The 14,650-nt window shown below is 74.8% G+C and carries 18 protein-coding genes; 1 reads left to right on the forward strand and 17 read right to left on the reverse strand.

The window, feature by feature from the left end:
- Window positions 1-70: 70 nt before the first annotated feature.
- The 12 genes from dprA to rpsP all read right to left on the reverse strand — a co-directional run bounded on the left by dprA (window position 71) and on the right by rpsP (window position 8,775).
- Window positions 71-1,294 (reverse strand): DNA-processing protein DprA, encoded by a 1,224-nt coding sequence (dprA, locus tag HLA93_RS07830; protein WP_222193843.1) that lies wholly within the window; start codon window positions 1,292-1,294, stop codon window positions 71-73.
- On the reverse strand, window positions 1,291-2,811 hold the full coding sequence (locus HLA93_RS07835; RefSeq protein WP_222193844.1) for a YifB family Mg chelatase-like AAA ATPase: 1,521 nt from the start codon (window positions 2,809-2,811) through the stop codon (window positions 1,291-1,293). Before HLA93_RS07835 ends, dprA begins: the two co-directional genes overlap by 4 nt.
- The gene (locus tag HLA93_RS07840) at window positions 2,811-3,194 is read right to left on the reverse strand and encodes a YraN family protein (RefSeq protein WP_222193845.1); all 384 of its coding nucleotides are present in this window, start codon (window positions 3,192-3,194) and stop codon (window positions 2,811-2,813) included. Before HLA93_RS07840 ends, HLA93_RS07835 begins: the two co-directional genes overlap by 1 nt.
- A 146-nt stretch (window positions 3,195-3,340) precedes the next feature.
- The gene (locus tag HLA93_RS07845; protein WP_222193846.1) at window positions 3,341-3,661 is read right to left on the reverse strand and encodes a DUF2469 domain-containing protein; all 321 of its coding nucleotides are present in this window, start codon (window positions 3,659-3,661) and stop codon (window positions 3,341-3,343) included.
- Window positions 3,658-4,458 (reverse strand): ribonuclease HII, encoded by an 801-nt coding sequence (locus HLA93_RS07850; protein WP_222193847.1) that lies wholly within the window; start codon window positions 4,456-4,458, stop codon window positions 3,658-3,660. The genes HLA93_RS07845 and HLA93_RS07850 overlap by 4 nt, the downstream gene beginning before the upstream one ends.
- 89 nt (window positions 4,459-4,547) lie before the next feature.
- Window positions 4,548-5,612: a signal peptidase I gene (gene lepB / locus HLA93_RS07855; RefSeq protein WP_222193848.1), complete on the reverse strand. Its 1,065-nt coding sequence runs from the start codon at window positions 5,610-5,612 to the stop codon at window positions 4,548-4,550.
- A 135-nt stretch (window positions 5,613-5,747) separates the two neighbouring features.
- Complete coding sequence (gene rplS, locus HLA93_RS07860) at window positions 5,748-6,104, reverse strand: 50S ribosomal protein L19 (protein ID WP_222193849.1); 357 nt, start codon at window positions 6,102-6,104, stop codon at window positions 5,748-5,750.
- A 160-nt stretch (window positions 6,105-6,264) separates the two neighbouring features.
- Window positions 6,265-6,765 (reverse strand): NUDIX hydrolase, encoded by a 501-nt coding sequence (locus HLA93_RS07865; RefSeq protein WP_222193850.1) that lies wholly within the window; start codon window positions 6,763-6,765, stop codon window positions 6,265-6,267.
- Window positions 6,762-7,508: a tRNA (guanosine(37)-N1)-methyltransferase TrmD gene (trmD, locus tag HLA93_RS07870; protein WP_222193851.1), complete on the reverse strand. Its 747-nt coding sequence runs from the start codon at window positions 7,506-7,508 to the stop codon at window positions 6,762-6,764. Before trmD ends, HLA93_RS07865 begins: the two co-directional genes overlap by 4 nt.
- Complete coding sequence (rimM, locus tag HLA93_RS07875; RefSeq protein WP_308128006.1) at window positions 7,505-8,020, reverse strand: ribosome maturation factor RimM; 516 nt, start codon at window positions 8,018-8,020, stop codon at window positions 7,505-7,507. The genes trmD and rimM overlap by 4 nt, the downstream gene beginning before the upstream one ends.
- Before the next feature lie 44 nt (window positions 8,021-8,064).
- Window positions 8,065-8,301 (reverse strand): RNA-binding protein, encoded by a 237-nt coding sequence (locus HLA93_RS07880; protein ID WP_014742367.1) that lies wholly within the window; start codon window positions 8,299-8,301, stop codon window positions 8,065-8,067.
- Between the two features lie 3 nt (window positions 8,302-8,304).
- Entirely contained in the window at window positions 8,305-8,775 is a 471-nt protein-coding gene (gene rpsP, locus HLA93_RS07885) for a 30S ribosomal protein S16 (protein WP_222193852.1), read from the reverse strand.
- 140 nt (window positions 8,776-8,915) lie between these two features.
- Here rpsP and HLA93_RS07890 point away from each other — a divergent pair, with 140 nt between their 5' ends.
- Window positions 8,916-9,332, forward strand: coding sequence for a VOC family protein (locus HLA93_RS07890; protein WP_222193853.1), 417 nt, complete (start codon window positions 8,916-8,918; stop codon window positions 9,330-9,332).
- Between the two features lie 3 nt (window positions 9,333-9,335).
- Here HLA93_RS07890 and HLA93_RS07895 read toward each other — a convergent pair whose 3' ends face one another.
- The 5 genes from HLA93_RS07895 to HLA93_RS07915 all read right to left on the reverse strand — a co-directional run bounded on the left by HLA93_RS07895 (window position 9,336) and on the right by HLA93_RS07915 (window position 14,610).
- Window positions 9,336-9,686 (reverse strand): ribonuclease E inhibitor RraB, encoded by a 351-nt coding sequence (locus HLA93_RS07895; RefSeq protein ID WP_222193854.1) that lies wholly within the window; start codon window positions 9,684-9,686, stop codon window positions 9,336-9,338.
- A 51-nt stretch (window positions 9,687-9,737) separates the two neighbouring features.
- Complete coding sequence (locus HLA93_RS07900) at window positions 9,738-11,474, reverse strand: proline--tRNA ligase (protein ID WP_246626133.1); 1,737 nt, start codon at window positions 11,472-11,474, stop codon at window positions 9,738-9,740.
- 59 nt (window positions 11,475-11,533) lie between these two features.
- Window positions 11,534-12,628 (reverse strand): amidohydrolase family protein, encoded by a 1,095-nt coding sequence (locus tag HLA93_RS07905; protein WP_308128007.1) that lies wholly within the window; start codon window positions 12,626-12,628, stop codon window positions 11,534-11,536.
- Window positions 12,629-12,632: 4 nt separating this feature from the next.
- On the reverse strand, window positions 12,633-14,207 hold the full coding sequence (gene ffh, locus HLA93_RS07910; RefSeq protein WP_222193856.1) for a signal recognition particle protein: 1,575 nt from the start codon (window positions 14,205-14,207) through the stop codon (window positions 12,633-12,635).
- 211 nt (window positions 14,208-14,418) lie between these two features.
- Window positions 14,419-14,610 carry a phage terminase large subunit family protein gene (locus tag HLA93_RS07915; RefSeq protein WP_222193857.1) on the reverse strand — a complete coding sequence of 64 codons (192 nt, stop codon included), beginning with the start codon at window positions 14,608-14,610 and terminating at the stop codon, window positions 14,419-14,421.
- Between the last annotated feature and the right edge of the window lie 40 nt (window positions 14,611-14,650).

Raw genomic sequence — 14,650 nt, forward strand, 5'->3', positions numbered from 1 at the left:
GGTCCAGGCCCTCCGGCTGCTGTCACCTGAGGGACCACAGTGGCCACAGGAGCCGTTGCCCGACGGCGGCTCATGATCGGGGAGCCGTCGCCGTGACCCGCCAGCCGGTGCCGGTCCACTCGACCAGCTCGGCCAGCTCCAGGGCCGGCAGGACCCGCAGGACGTCGAGCACGGTGCAGCCCGCGACGGCGGCCAGCCGCTCGGGCGGCACCCCGGCGCGCACCGGGCAGGCGTCCAGGACCCGGCGAGCGACGTCCGACAGCGAGTCACGGGCCCGCACGGGCCGCTCCGCCGGCGGGGCCAGGTCCTCCCCGAGCCGGCCGACGGCCTCGAGGACGTCGGCCGCCGAGGTGACCAGACGCGCTCCCTGCTCGGTGTCGCGCAGCAGCTGGTGGCACCCCACGCTCATCGCCGAGGTGACCGGGCCGGGCACCGCCATCACCTGCTTGCCCAGGTCCCGGGCCCGGTGGGCGGTCGCCTGCGCACCGGACCGCGCGGCGGCCTCGACCACCACGGTGCCGCGGGTGAGTGCCGCGATCAGGCGGTTGCGCACCAGGAACCGGTGCCGCAGCGGAGCGCAGCCCGGCGGCCACTCGCTGACCAGCAGCCCTGCGTCCAGCACGCGCGCGAACAACGCGGAGTGCGACGCCGGGTAGGCGCGGTCGACCCCGCAGGCGAGCACCGCCACGGTGGGTGCCCCCGCGGCCAGGGCGCCGCGGTGCGCGGCGGCGTCGATGCCGAAGGCACCACCGGAGACCGTCGTCCAGCCCCGCTCCCCCAGCCCGTGCGCGAGTTCGGCGGCGACGTGCTCGCCGTAGGCGGTCGACGCCCGGGCGCCGACGAGGGCCACCGACCTGTCGACCACGTCGGCCAGCGGCGGCTGCCCGCGCACCCACAGGGCCAGCGGTGGCACCAGCGTCAGGGTCCGGTCGCGACCGTCCGCGTCCTCGGCGGAGGAGGCCACCGTCAGGCAGTGCAGGGCCTGCGCCGGCCACTCGGCGTCCTCGGGCACGACCAGCCGGGCGCCGCACCGTGCGGCACGGTCCAGGTCCGCACTGCCGGTGTCCTCGCCGGCCCGCGCGCCGGCCAGCGCCTGCACCGCCGGCGATGCCGTACCGGCGCGCAGCGCAGCGGCCGCCGCCACCGGCCCGGCCTGCTCGACGAACCGCCACAGCGCCACCGACCCCGGCTCCACCGCCCGGGACAGCAAGGCCCGGGCCCGGCGCACCTCGGGCGCGGCCTCCCCCACCTGGCGCTCCCCCACCTGGCGCTCCCCCACCTGGCGCTCCGTCACGCCGCCACCCGCTGCAGACGCATGCCGAGCGCCTCCGCGACGTCGTCGGCGGTCGGCACCGGGTGCCCCGCCAAGTCCGCAACAGTCCAGGCCACCCGCAGCACGCGGTCGAAGCCGCGCACCGACAGCGAGCCACGCTCCAGCGCCCGCTCGGCCAGCGCCAGAGCCGCGCGCGGCACCGGCCAGCGCTCCCGGAGCAGCCGGCCCGGCACGTCGCTGTTGAGCGCCAGACCGCTGCCGGCCATCCGCTCGGCCGCGGTGGCCCGCGCCCGGCGCACCCGCTCGGCCACCGTGGCGGTCGACTCCGGGCTGCCCAGCCCGTCGAGCCAGGCCGCGCGGGTGACCGGGGGCAGGGTGACCCGCAGGTCGATGCGGTCCAGCAGGGGCCCGGAGAGCCGGGACTGGTAGCGGCGCCGCTCCAGCGGGCTGCAGGTGCAGGCCGTGTCACCCGCCGCGCTCGCGCACGGGCAGGGGTTGGCCGCCAGCACGAGCTGGGCACGGCACGGGAAGGTCGCCGCGCCGCTGGCCCGGGAGATCGTCACCGACCCGCGCTCCAGCGGCTGGCGCAGCGTGTCCAGCACCGTGTGGGGGAACTCGGGCGCCTCGTCCAGGAAGAGGACCCCGCGGTGGGCCCGGCACAGGGCGCCCGGGCGGATCTGACCGGAGCCACCGCCGACCAGCGCCGCCATCGTCGCCGAGTGGTGCGGCGCCTCGAAGGTCGGCCGGGTGACCAGCGGCGCTCCGGCGGGCAGCGTGCCGGCGATGGAGGCGATCGCGGTCACCTCGAGCGCGGCCTGCTCGTCCAGCGGTGGGAGCAGCCCGGGCAGCCGTTCGGCGAGCATCGTCTTCCCGGCACCGGGCGGTCCGCTGAGGAACAGGTGGTGGCCACCGGCCGCGGCGACCTCCACCGCCCGCCGTCCGGCCGCCTGGCCGACCACGTCGGCGAGGTCCGGCCCGGGCGGAGCGGGGTCGGTCACCGCCCGCTCGTGCGGTGGCAGCAGCGCCTTCCCCGCCAGGTGCGCCACCACCTCGCGCAGGCTGCCGGCGGCGAGGACCTCGACGCCCTCGACCAGGCCGGCCTCGTCCGCGTTCTCCTGCGGCACGACGACCTGCCGGTGCCCGGCCCGCACAGCTGCCAGCACCGCCGGCAGCACACCGCGCACCGCGCGCAGGGAGCCGTCCAGCCCGAGCTCGCCCAGCAGCACCAGGTCCCGGACGGCGGCCCCGGGCACCACGCGGGTGCCGGCGAGCACCGCCACGGCGAGCGCCAGGTCGAAGCCGCTGCCCTGCTTGGGCATCGCCGCCGGGGAGAGCCCGATCGTCACCCGGCGCAGCGGGAACTCGTGGCCGCTGTTGACCACCGCGGCCCGCACCCGGTCCACCGACTGGCGCACCACCGCGTCCGGCAGCCCGACGAGCACCACCGTGGGCACACCGGGTGCCAGGTCGACCTCCACCTCGACCATCGCGCCCTGCACGCCGGCCAGCCCCACCGACCAGGTCCGCGCGAGCGCCATCAGAACGCGTTCCGCAGGTGGGTGACCCGAACCGGGCCGGTGGGCGGCACGTGCACCCCGACGACGTCGAAGCGCAGGTCGGGCGCGTGGTGGTCGTGAGCGGCCAGCCAGGCGCTGGCCAGCACCCGCAGCCGGCGGCGCTTGTCGGCGGTGACCGCCTCCGCCGGTGGCCCGAAGCCGGTGCCGGTGCGGGTCTTGACCTCGCAGAACACCAGCGCGTCGCCGTCCCGGGCGACGACGTCGAGCTCACCGCCGCGGCAACGCCAGTTGCGGTCGAGGACCAGCAGGCCGGCGTCGGTCAGCGCCCGGACGGCGACCCGCTCGCCGTAGGCGCCGAGGGCGGCGCGGTGGTCGGCGGACTGGGTTCGGCGAGGACTCGGCACCCGTCGACCGTGGCGGTCGGTGCCGGTGCCCCACCAGGCTCTGGACCTGGTTGTGGACGGTGCCCCCGGCTGTGGACGACGACCGGCGGGCCGGGGTCACCGGCGGCCAGGGTGCCCGGGTGTGCTGCAGCCGGGCCAGTGGCCGATCAGGGCAGGCGGGGGTTGTCCGGCAGCTCGAGGTCGGGCTTGTCCAGCTCCTCCACGTTGACGTCCTTGAACGTCACCACCCGCACGTTCTTCACGAACCGGGCCGGGCGGTACATGTCCCACACCCAGGCGTCGGAGAGCCGCAGCTCGAAGAACACCTCTCCCCCGGCGTCGCGGACCTGGAGGTCGACGCTGTTGGCCAGGTAGAAGCGCCGCTCGGTCTCCACGACGTAGGAGAACTGGCGGACGATGTCCTTGTACTCGCGATAGAGCTGCAGCTCCATCTCGGTCTCGTACTTCTCGAGGTCCTCGGTGCTCATCGCGCGTGCTCCATCGGTGCCGGGGACGTCAGTGCCGCGACCGGGGCCCCGGGCGGCACCGGACCATCATCGTGCATGCCGGTCGCAGTCGGCAGGGGCGGCGTCCGGACGGCGTGTGCGTCCCGGGCACGGGCGACGTTGACGAAGCGCATCCGGTGCTCCGGGCACGGCCCGTGCCGGTCGAGCGCGGCGCTGTGCGCGTCGGTGATGTAGCCCTTGTGCTCGGCGAACCCGTACTCCGGGAACCGGCCGTCCAGCTCCAGCATCACCCGGTCCCGGGTGACCTTCGCCAGCACCGAGGCGGCCGCGACGCAGGCGGCGACCCGGTCGCCCTTCCACACCGCGAGGGAGGGCTGTACCAGGCCGCTGACCGGGAAGCCGTCGGTCAGCACGTACTCGGGGAGTGGGTCCAGGGCACGCACCGCCCGGCGCAGCGCCTCGATGTTGGTCACGTGCATGCCCCGGGCGTCGAGGTCACCGACCGGGATCGCCACCACCGACCAGGCGAGAGCGCGGTCGACCACCTCGGCGTAGACGTCCTCGCGGGTGGCGGCGTTGAGCAGCTTGGAGTCGGCCAGACCCGGCACCTTCCCGCGCCGTCCCGGCGGGAGCACGCACGCCGCGGCGACCAGCGGCCCGGCGCACGCGCCACGGCCTGCCTCGTCCGCGCCGGCGATGGTGGCGAAGCCGCGCTGCCGCAACGAGCGCTCCATGGCCCACAGGTCGTCCGGGACGTCGTCACGGGTCGTCCGGCGCCCCGACGGACGGGGTGCGGCGGGAGCAGGTCGAGCAGCCATCGCCTGCCGACCCTACGTCGGTGCGGCGACCCCGTCGCCAGGGGTCGCGGGACGGACGGCGCCGGTCACCGGCCGCGCGGCGGCGCCGGTCAGCCGGCGTCGGCCTCGCGGCCGGGCCGGGTCTGCGCGGGACGACGGACCCGCCGCCACCCGGTCCGCGGCGGTCGTCGCGACGGGCCGGTCAGCCGGGCGCCACGGCGGCGCCGCCGCCAGGCGGTGAGCGGCGCGGCCCCGGCCAGCCCGAGGGCGTACGGCGCGGCGAGGGCGGCGGTGTCCTGGACCGGGGTCGGCTCGCTGCCGGTCGGGGCGAGCCCCTCGGCCTGCCCCTGCTGGATGTCGGGGCTGTCGAGCACGCCGAACCGGTCCAGCGGCCAGACGATCAGCGCCGCCTTGCCGATCACGTCGTCCACCGCGATGGTGCCGGCGTGCTCGTCGTCCATGTGGGCCTTGGAGTCGGCCGACGCCGAGCGGTGGTCGCCCATCACCCACAGGCGCCCCTCCGGCACGTGCACCTGCCCGAACTCCCGGCCGGTGGAGGTGCCGGTGCCCAGCGGGGCGTCCTGGTAGATGTACGGCTCGTCCAGCGGCTCGCCGTCGACCAGGACGCGCCCCTGCGGGTCGCAGCACTCCACCGTCTGGCCTCCGACGGCGATGACCCGCTTGACGTAGTCGTCCTCGCTCGGCGGTGCGACCCCGATGGCCCGGCCGAGCGTCAGCAGCGCGCCGGACAGCCAGTTGCCGGGCTCCTCGACGGCGATCTCCGGCGACCAGGTGTCCGGCCCGCGGAAGACGACGATGTCGCCGGGCTCGGGCTCGCCGAACCAGTACGGCACCTTGTTGACCAGCACCCGGTCGCCGGTGCAACCGGTGCATCCGTGCAGCGTCTGCTCCATCGACCCGGAGGGGATGAAGAAGGCCTGCACCAGGAAGGTCTTCACCAGCAGCGCGAGCACGAAGGCGATCACCAGCAGCACGGGCAGCTCGCGCAGCAGCGAGCCCTTCTTGGCCCGCTCCTGCCCGCCCCGGCGGCGGCCGGACCCCGTGGGGGCGCCGTCGGCGGTGTCGCGCGCGGTGGACCCGGCGGTCGGCTCGGTCGAAGCGGACTGCCCGGTGGGGCGGGCGTCTGCAGGCTCAGCGGGCCCGTGCGTGCTCATCGCGGCCCAGCGTACGGTCCGCCGACCGGGGTGGCCGCCGACCCGCCCGCCGGGCGCCGTCGCCGTGGACACACCCCACGAACGCGAACGGACCGGCTGCGCAGTGCAGCCGGTCCGTTCGGGGAGACGCTGGGGTCAGCGCGAGACGAACTCGCGCTTCTCCTTGATCTTGGCGGCCTTGCCGCGCAGCTCGCGGAGGTAGTAGAGCTTTGCCCGGCGGACGTCACCGCGGGACAGCACCTCGATCTTCTCGACCACCGGGGTGTGCACCGGGAAGGTGCGCTCCACGCCGACGCCGAAGCTGACCTTGCGGACGGTGAAGGTCTCGCGGATGCCGCCGCCCTGGCGCCGGATGATGACGCCCTGGAAGACCTGGACACGCGAGCGGTTGCCCTCGATGACCCGCACGTGCACCTTCACGGTGTCCCCGGGTCGGAAGTCGGGGATGTCGTCGCGCAGCGACGCGGCGTCGAGGGCGTCCAGGGTGTTCATCGCAGCAGTCCTCAGTCCTAGCGGGAAAGTCGTCGTGACTCGGGCAGCGGTTGCCCACTGCAGCCGTGCCGGGTGGCTGCGCTCCACCGCCCGGTGGGGGACGGAGCCACCGTCGGCGTGGAGCCGACGGCCTGCAGCAGCTCTCTACTGTGCCACATCTTCAGTCGACCACGCGTGGCGGCCCCGTCCACGGGCCCCGGAGCACCTCGGGGAGCGCCGTCCCGAGGTCCCGGGGGGCGAACCGCTCGGCGCTGTCGGCGATCTCCGCCGGCGACCACCAGCGGTGCGGTTCGTCCAGCTGTCGCTCCAGTTCGGTGCGTCCGCTGACGTCGACCTCGTGCACCACGTCGCGCAGCACGAAGAAGGTCTCCCGGGCGTCGAGCAGGGTGTCCCCCCACCGGCCCTGCCAGCGACGGAGCCAGACCGGGCCCTCCAGTGCGGCCGGCGCGACGACCAGGCCGGTCTCCTCGGCCAGCTCGCGCACCGCCGCCGTCCGCAGGTCCTCGCCGTCCTCGACGCCACCGCCGGGGGTGAACCAGTACTCGACGTGGCCGGGGTCGGTGCGCGGCTGCAGGCCGCGCCCGCCGAACAGCAGCACCCGCTGCCGGGGGTCGAGCACGACCACCCGGGCCGAGGGACGCACCCAGACGCCGTCGCTCACGCCGGCGGGTCCGCGTCCAGGGCGGCGCGGTCGGCGGTGGTGAGCGCGCCGTCGGGCAGCGCGGCGAGCAGGTCGGGACGACGGTCGGCGGTGCGGCGCAGCGACTCCGCGCGCCGCCAGCGGGCGATCGCGGCGTGGTCGCCGGACAGCAGCACCGGCGGGACCTCGTGCCCGCGCCAGGTCGCCGGCCGGGTGTAGGAGGGGCCCTCGAGCAGCCCGTCGGCGTGCGAGTCGAACTCGACGGAGTCGGCGTTGCCGACCACGCCGGGGATCAGCCGGGTGACCGCCTCGACCATGACCAGCACGGCCGACTCGCCACCGGCCAGCACGTAGTCACCGATCGAGACCTCCGACACCGGCCCGGCCTCGGCGGCCCAGTCGGCGACCCGCTGGTCGATGCCCTCGTAGCGGCCACAGGCGAACACCAGCCCGGGCTCGGTGGCCCACTGGGCCGCCACCGCCTGGGTGAACGGCCGGCCGGCCGGGGTGGGCACCACGAGCCGGGTGCCGGCCGGGCGGACCGCCTCCAGCGCGCGCCCCCAGGGCTCCGGGCGCATGACCATGCCCGGCCCGCCGCCGTACGGGGAGTCGTCGACGGTGCGGTGCACGTCGTCGGTCCACTGCCGCAGGTCGTGCACCCCGACGGACACCAGGCCCCGCGCGGCGGCCTTGCCCAGCAGCGACTGGCCCAGCGGGGCGAGGTACTCGGGGAAGATCGTGAGGACGTCGACGCGGAACGTCACAGGTCCAGCAGCCCCTCGGGCGGGTCGACGACCAGGCGCCCGGCGGCCACGTCGACGGTGGGGACGATCGCGGTCACGAACGGGACGAGCACCTCACCGCCCTCGGGACGGCGCACGACGAGCAGCTCGGTGCCCTCGTGCCGGACGGCGGTGACCGTGCCGACCGGGGTGCCGTCGGGCAGCTCGGCGGCCAGCCCGACCAGCTGGTGGTCGTAGAAGGACTCCGGGTCCTCCAGCGGGGGCAGCTCGGCGACGGGCACCAACAACTGCGTGTTGCGCAGGGCGTCGGCCTCCTCGCGGTCGGCGACCACCGTGCCGTCGGTGCGCGCCAGGGTGAGCAGCAGCGTGCCGCTGTGCCAGCGGGCGGCCTCGACCGTGAGTGGGCCTCGCGGGGCGGGCTCGGTGAGCAGCACAGACCCGGGGGCGAACCGCAGGTCGGGGTCGTCGGTGCGCACCTCGACGGTCACCTGACCACGAACACCGTGGGGTCGGCCGATGCGGCCGACCACCACGGTGTCGGTGGAGTGCGGGGTGGCGCCGGAGGCGCCGGGAGTGCTCAGCGCCCGTCGGTGTCGACGACGTCGACCCGCAGGCCGCGCCCACCGACACCGGTCATGACCTGGCGCAGCGCCTTGGCGGTGCGCCCGCCGCGGCCGATGACCTTGCCGAGGTCGTCGGGGTGGACCCGGACCTCGAGGGTCTTGCCGCGACGGCCGTTGACCAGGTCGACCACGACGTCGTCGGGGTTGTCGACGATGCCCTTGACCAGGTGCTCGAGCGCTTCTTCGAGCACGTCTTACTCGGCGGGCGTCTCGGCCGCGGCCGGCTCGGCGGCAGGCGCCTCAGCAGCAGGCGCGTCGGCCGGAGCGGCGTCGGCCTTGGGAGCGGCCTTCTTCTTCGGGGTGGTGGCGTCGGTGGCCGGCTCGCCCATGGCGGCGCGGGCGGCCTCCTCGTAGACGGCCTTCTTGTCGGCCTTGGGGGCCGCGACCTTCATCGGGGCCGGAGCCGGCTCGCCCTTGAACTTCTGCCAGTCACCGGTGACCCGGAGGATGGCGGCGACGGCCTCGGTCGGCTGGGCGCCGACACCGAGCCAGTACTGCGCGCGCTCGCTGTCGACCTCGATGAAGGACGGGTCCTCCTTCGGGTGGTACTTGCCGATCGTCTCGATCGAACGACCGTCCCGCTTGGTGCGGGCGTCGGCGACGACGATGCGGTAGTACGGCGCGCGCATCTTGCCCAGGCGCATGAGCTTGATCTTGGTGGCCACGGTGTGTGGTGTGCTCCTCGAACGTGTGTGGTTGCTCGCCGGACGGACGCGTGGGGGTACGCCGGGGCGGAGCGATGGACACGGGCGGGGAACGGTGAGAGGGCCGCCACCGCCGTGTTCGACAGACCATGATGCCAGACGTGGCGACTGCTCATGAACCCCAGCCCGGCGTCCTGCACCACATCGAGCTGTGGGTGCCCGACCTGACCCGGGCCACCCGGTCGTGGGGCTGGCTGCTGGGGGCGCTCGGCGCGCAGCCGTTCCAGTCCTGGGAGCACGGCCGCTCGTGGCGCTGGGCCGACGGGAGCTACCTGGTCGTCGAGCGGTCGCCGGCGCTGACCGGCGACCGGCACGAGCGCCGCGCCCCCGGCCTGAACCACCTGGCGTTCTGGGCCGGCTCCCCGGCGGAGCTGGACGCCCTGGTCGCCGAGGCGCCGGCGCACGGCTGGTCGCTGTTGTTCGGCGACCGGCACCCGTTCGCCGGCGGCCCGGACCACCGGGCGGCCTACCTGGCCGACGCCGACGGCTACGAGGTGGAGCTGGTCGCCCGCACCTGAGGGTCAGTCCCCGGCGTCGTCCGGGGGCACCAGGAAGCCACCCCAGCCGTCGTAGTGGCCACCGTGCCGGCCGATGATCCCGACCACCTCCCGGGTGAAGGCGGCCGCGGTCTCGTGGTCGACGGCGGTCATCGCGCTGAACTCCAGCCAGACGGTGAGCAGCCGGCGGTACAGCCCGTCGACCCGGTACCCGGCCGCGGTGAGCTCCTCACCGGCCGCCGTCGCCGCCGACCGGGTGCGGAACCCGGCCAGGTGGTCGATCGGGCGCGGCGCGTGCACCCGGTCACCGTGGCCGAGGTTGGCCTCCACCGTCTGCGCGGTCAGCCGCAGCTGCTGCTCCAGGTCGTCGGCCACGGCAGCAGTGCACCACGCCGCGCCCGGCCCGCCGCGCAGGCGGGCCGGACCTCAGCTGCGGACGGCCGCGAGCACGGCCTCGCGGGCGTCGGCGACCGGCACCTCGGACCGCTCCCCCGTGGCCCGGTCGCGGACCTCGATGACGCCCTCGGCCAGGCCGCGGCCCACGGTGACGATGGTCGGCATCCCGAGCAGCTCGGCGTCCTTGAACTTCACGCCCGGGGACACCTTCGGCCGGTCGTCCAGCAGCACGGTCAGCCCGGCGGCGACCAGCTCACCGGCGAGGGTCTCGGCGAACTCGAAGACGGCGGCGTCCTTGCCGGTGGCGACCAGGTGGACGTCGGCCGGGGCGACCTCGCGCGGCCAGACGAGCCCGAGCTCGTCGTGCATCGACTCGGCGATCGCGGCCACGGCGCGGGAGACGCCGATGCCGTAGGAGCCCATGGTGACGGTGACGAGCTTGCCGTTCTCGTCGAGCACCTTGAGGTCCAGCGCCTCCGCGTACTTCCGTCCGAGCTGGAAGATGTGGCCCATCTCCACGCCGCGGGCGAGCTCCAGCGGGCCGGAGCCGTCGGGAGCCGGGTCCCCCGCCAGCACCTCGGCGGCCTCGATCACGCCGTCCCAGCTGAAGTCGCGGCCGGCGACCAGGTCGAAGACGTGCCGGCCGGCCTCGTTGGCGCCGGTGACCCAGCGGGAGCCGGGGACGACGCGGGGGTCGACCAGGTAGCGGATGCCGGACTTGCCCTCGGTGCCGAGCACCTGCGGGCCGATGTAGCCCTTGACCAGGTCGGGGTGGGCGGCGAAGTCGGTGAACGGCTCGACCTCGGCCGGGGCCACCTGGGCCTCCAGCCGCTTGGTGTCGACCTCACGGTCACCGGGCAGGCCGATGACCAGCGGCTCACGGGTGCCGTCGGGGTGCACCAGGGTGACCACGACGTTCTTCAGCGTCTGCGCCGCGGTGTAGCCGGCGTCGGGGAACAGCTCGTCCGCCACCGCGACCAGCGTGTCGATGGTCGGGGTGTCGGGGGTGTCCTCGACGTGCGCCTCGGGCAGCCCGTCGAAGGGGATCGACTCCGGGACGACGGTGGCGACCGCCTCGACGTTGGCGGCGTACCCGCCGGGCGAGCGGACGAAGGTGTCCTCGCCGATCGAGGTGGGGTGCAGGAACTCCTCGCTCTTGGAACCGCCCATCGCCCCGGACATCGCCGAGACGATCACGTACTCCAGGCCCAGCCGGTCGAAGATGCGGATGTAGGCCTCGCGGTGGGCGGCGTAGGAACGGTCCAGCCCGGCGTCGTCCACGTCGAAGGAGTAGCTGTCCTTCATGGTGAACTCACGGCCGCGGAACAGCCCGGCGCGGGGCCGCGCCTCGTCCCGGTACTTGGTCTGGATCTGGTAGAGCGAGACCGGCAGGTCCTTGTAGGAGCCGTAGAGGTCCTTCACCAGGAGGGTGAACATCTCCTCGTGGGTGGGGCCGAGGAGGAAGTCGTTGCCCCGGCGGTCCTGCAGCCGGAACAGGTTGTCGCCGTACTCGGTCCAGCGGCCGGTCGCCTCGTAGGGCTCGCGCGGCAGCAGCGCCGGGAAGTGCACCTCCTGCGCGCCCATCGCGTCCATCTCCTCGCGGACGATGCGCTCGACGTTGCGGAAGACCCGCCAGCCCAGCGGCAACCAGGTGAACCCGCCCGGCGCGGCGCGGCGGATGTACCCACCGCGGGCCAGCAGCCGGTGGCTGGGGACCTCGGCATCCGCCGGGTCGTCACGCAGGGTGCGCAGGAACAGGGAGGACATCCGCAACAACACGGCGCAAGCATCCCAGGCGCCTCCCCGGCGCCGTCCATCGGTTTCGCTCAGGCGACGACGCGGCCGCGGAGCACGGTTCGTTGCGGCCGCTGTAACGAGTCGAGGTCGGCGCGCGGATCGGTGTCGTAGACGACCAGGTCGGCCGGGGCGCCCTCCTCGATGCCCGGCAGCCCCAGCCACTGCCGCGCAGCCCAGCTGCCGGCGGCCAGGGCCGCCTCGGCGGGCAGCCCGGCGGCGTGCAGCGCGCGGATCTCGTCGGCGATCACCCCGTGGTCGATGCCGCCGCCGGCGTCGGTGCCGGCGAACACCGGGACGCCCGCGTCGTACGCCGCGCGCACCACCGCACCGGAGTTCGCGTACAGCCGCCGCATCGTGGAGGCGTACGCGGGGAACCGCTTCTCCCCCGCGGCCGCGAAGCCGGGGAAGTTCTCCACGTTGACCAGCGTGGGGACGACGGCGGTGCCCCGGCGCGCCATCTCCCCGACCAGCTCCTCGGTCAGCCCGGTGCCGTGCTCGATGCAGTCGATGCCGGCGGCCAGCAGGGCCGGCAGCGCGTCGGTGCCGAAGGTGTGCGCGGTGACCCGGGCGCCCTCGGCGTGGGCGGCCTCGATCGCCGCGGTGAGCACCTCGGCGGGCCACTCGGGGGCCAGGTCGCCGATGCCGCGGTCGATCCAGTCACCCACCAGCTTGACCCAGCCGTCGCCGCGCCGGGCCTGCACCCGCACCTGCGCGACGAGGTCGGCCGGCTCGAGCTCGATGGCCAGGCCGGGGATGTAGCGGCGCGGCGCGGCCAGGTGCCGGCCGGCCCGGATCACCCGGGGCAGGTCGAGGTGCTCGTCGAGCACCCGGGTGTCCACCGGCGAGCCGCAGTCACGCAGCGCCAGCACTCCGGCGTCCCGCTCGGCGAGCGCCTGGGCGCGCAGGTCCTCGACCCCCGGCAGGTGCTCACCACCCCGCCCGAGGCCGACGTGGCAGTGCGCGTCGACCAGCCCGGGCAGCAGCCAGCCACCGCGGCTGACCGTCTCCGCGCCCGGCACCGGCTGATGAGTGATCCGCCCGCCGGTGACCCACAGCTCGCGGTGCTCGCCCTCGGGGAGGACGACGCCGGACAGGTGCAGATCGGGCAGAGCGGGGCCGGTCACCGGTTCAGCGGCCCTGCTGGTCCTTGAACTGGCTGAAGTCCAGCTTGCTCAGGTCGGGCATCGCCTGCCCGGGCGGCAGACCCGGCAGCCCGCCCGGCGCACCGCCGGGGAGCTGACCGGGGAACCCGCCGCCCATGGCACCGGGGGCGCCGATCGGCCGGCGGGCCGGGCCGCCCTTCTTGCCGCCCTTGCCCTTCTTGCCCTTGCCGCGCGCCTGCACCTGGTTCTGCCGGCCGCGCTGCTTCTTCGACATGGGGCCCATGCCCGGCATGCCCATGCTGCCGGCCATCTGGCCCATCATCTTCTGGGCCTGGGCGAAGCGCTCCAGCAGCTGGTTGACGTCGGTGACGCTCATCCCGGAGCCGTTGGCGATCCGGACCCGCCGCGAGGCGTTGATGATCTTGGGGGTGGCCCGCTCGGCCGGGGTCATCGACCGGATGATCGCCGCGGTGCGGTCCAGGTCGCGCTCGTCGACCTGCGCGAGCTGCTCCTTCATCTGCCCGGCGCCGGGCAGCATGCCGAGCAGGTTGGCGATCGGGCCCATCTTGCGGATGGCCATCATCTGCTCGAGGAAGTCCTCGAGGGTGAAGCCCTCCCGGCTGGCCAGCTTGCCGGCCATCCGCTCGGCCTGGTCGGCGTCGAAGGCCTGCTCGGCCTGCTCGATCAGGGTGAGCACGTCGCCCATGCCGAGGATGCGCGAGGCCATCCGCTCGGGGTGGAAGACGTCGAAGTCGGCGAGCTTCTCACCGGTCGAGGCGAACATGATCGGCTGACCGGTCACGTGCCGGACCGAGAGCGCGGCACCACCGCGGGCGTCGCCGTCGAGCTTGGTCAGCACGACGCCGGAGAAGCCGACGCCCTCCTGGAAGGCGGTCGCCGTGGTGACGGCGTCCTGGCCGATCATCGCGTCGACGACGAACAGCGTCTCGTCGGGTGAGACGGCGTCCCGGATCCCGGCCGCCTGGGCCATCAGCTCGGCGTCGATGCCCAGCCGGCCGGCGGTGTCGACCACGACGACGTCGTGCATGGTGCGCCGGGCGTGGTCGATCGAGTCGCGCGCGACGGCGATCGGGTCGCCCACGCCGTTGCCGGGCTCCGGGGCGTAGACGTCGACACCGGCCTGACCGGCCACCACCGACAGCTGCTGCACGGCGTTGGGGCGCTGCAGGTCACAGGCGACCAGCAGCGGGGTGTGTCCCTGGGCCTTCAGCCAGCGGCCCAGCTTGCCGGCCAGCGTGGTCTTACCGGCACCCTGCAGACCGGCCAGCATGATCACCGTCGGCGACTGCTTGGCGTACCGGATCCGGCGGGTCTCCCCACCGAGGATGTCGATCAGCTCGTCGTTGACGATCTTGATGATCTGCTGCGCCGGGTTCAGCGCCTGAGAGACCTCAGAGCCGCGGGCCCGTTCCTTGACCGCGGCGATGAACGCCCGGACGACGGGGAGGGCGACGTCGGCCTCGAGCAGGGCGATCCGGATCTCGCGCGCGGTGGCGTCGATGTCCTCGTCGGAGAGGCGGCCCTTGCCGCGCAGACCGGTGAACACCTTGTCCAGGCGGTCGGAGAGGGTCTCGAACACAACACGTCCTCAGGCAGTCGGGCGTGCAGCCGGCGGCCGGCCCGCGGTGCTGATCAGCGGACCGGACGTCACGGCTCGGGCACCCGGGGCCACCCCGGGACCGTCACGCCATCCGGCACCAGCGTAATGGCCACCCGGCGCGGCGCCGCCCCGAAGTCCCCGCCCCCGCTCGTCGCCCACCCGGGCTCGCGAGGCCCGGCCGGGTACGGCGTCAGGCGGCGCGCCCCCAGGCCACGGCCGTCGGGCGGTGCGCGTCGCCGACCACCACGGCGGTGCCGCAGTCGACGCAGGCCCACTCGGGGCAGTCGCCGCCGTCCTCGGTGTGCCCGTCGATGCACGTGGGCTGCTCGAAGTCGGTGTCGTGCCCGCAGGTGGGGCAGGGCCACTGCTGGAGGTCGGTCACGGGTTCGTCCCCTCTCGTCTGATCGCCGGTCGTCGGGAGC

Source organism: Modestobacter italicus, assembly GCF_019799965.1.
GTDB lineage: Bacteria > Actinomycetota > Actinomycetes > Mycobacteriales > Geodermatophilaceae > Modestobacter > Modestobacter italicus_A.

Excerpts from the sequence above, each read along its gene's own strand:
- HLA93_RS07900 (WP_246626133.1), bottom strand. The coding sequence starts at position 11,474 with ATGTCCTCCCTGTTCCTGCGCACCCTGCGTGACGACCCGGCGGATGCC.
- HLA93_RS07835 (WP_222193844.1), bottom strand. The coding sequence starts at position 2,811 with ATGGCGCTCGCGCGGACCTGGTCGGTGGGGCTGGCCGGCGTGCAGGGC.
- lepB (WP_222193848.1), bottom strand. The coding sequence starts at position 5,612 with ATGAGCACGCACGGGCCCGCTGAGCCTGCAGACGCCCGCCCCACCGGG.
- rplS (WP_222193849.1), bottom strand. The coding sequence starts at position 6,104 with ATGAACACCCTGGACGCCCTCGACGCCGCGTCGCTGCGCGACGACATC.
- HLA93_RS07845 (WP_222193846.1), bottom strand. The coding sequence starts at position 3,661 with ATGAGCACCGAGGACCTCGAGAAGTACGAGACCGAGATGGAGCTGCAG.
- HLA93_RS07850 (WP_222193847.1), bottom strand. The coding sequence starts at position 4,458 with ATGGCTGCTCGACCTGCTCCCGCCGCACCCCGTCCGTCGGGGCGCCGG.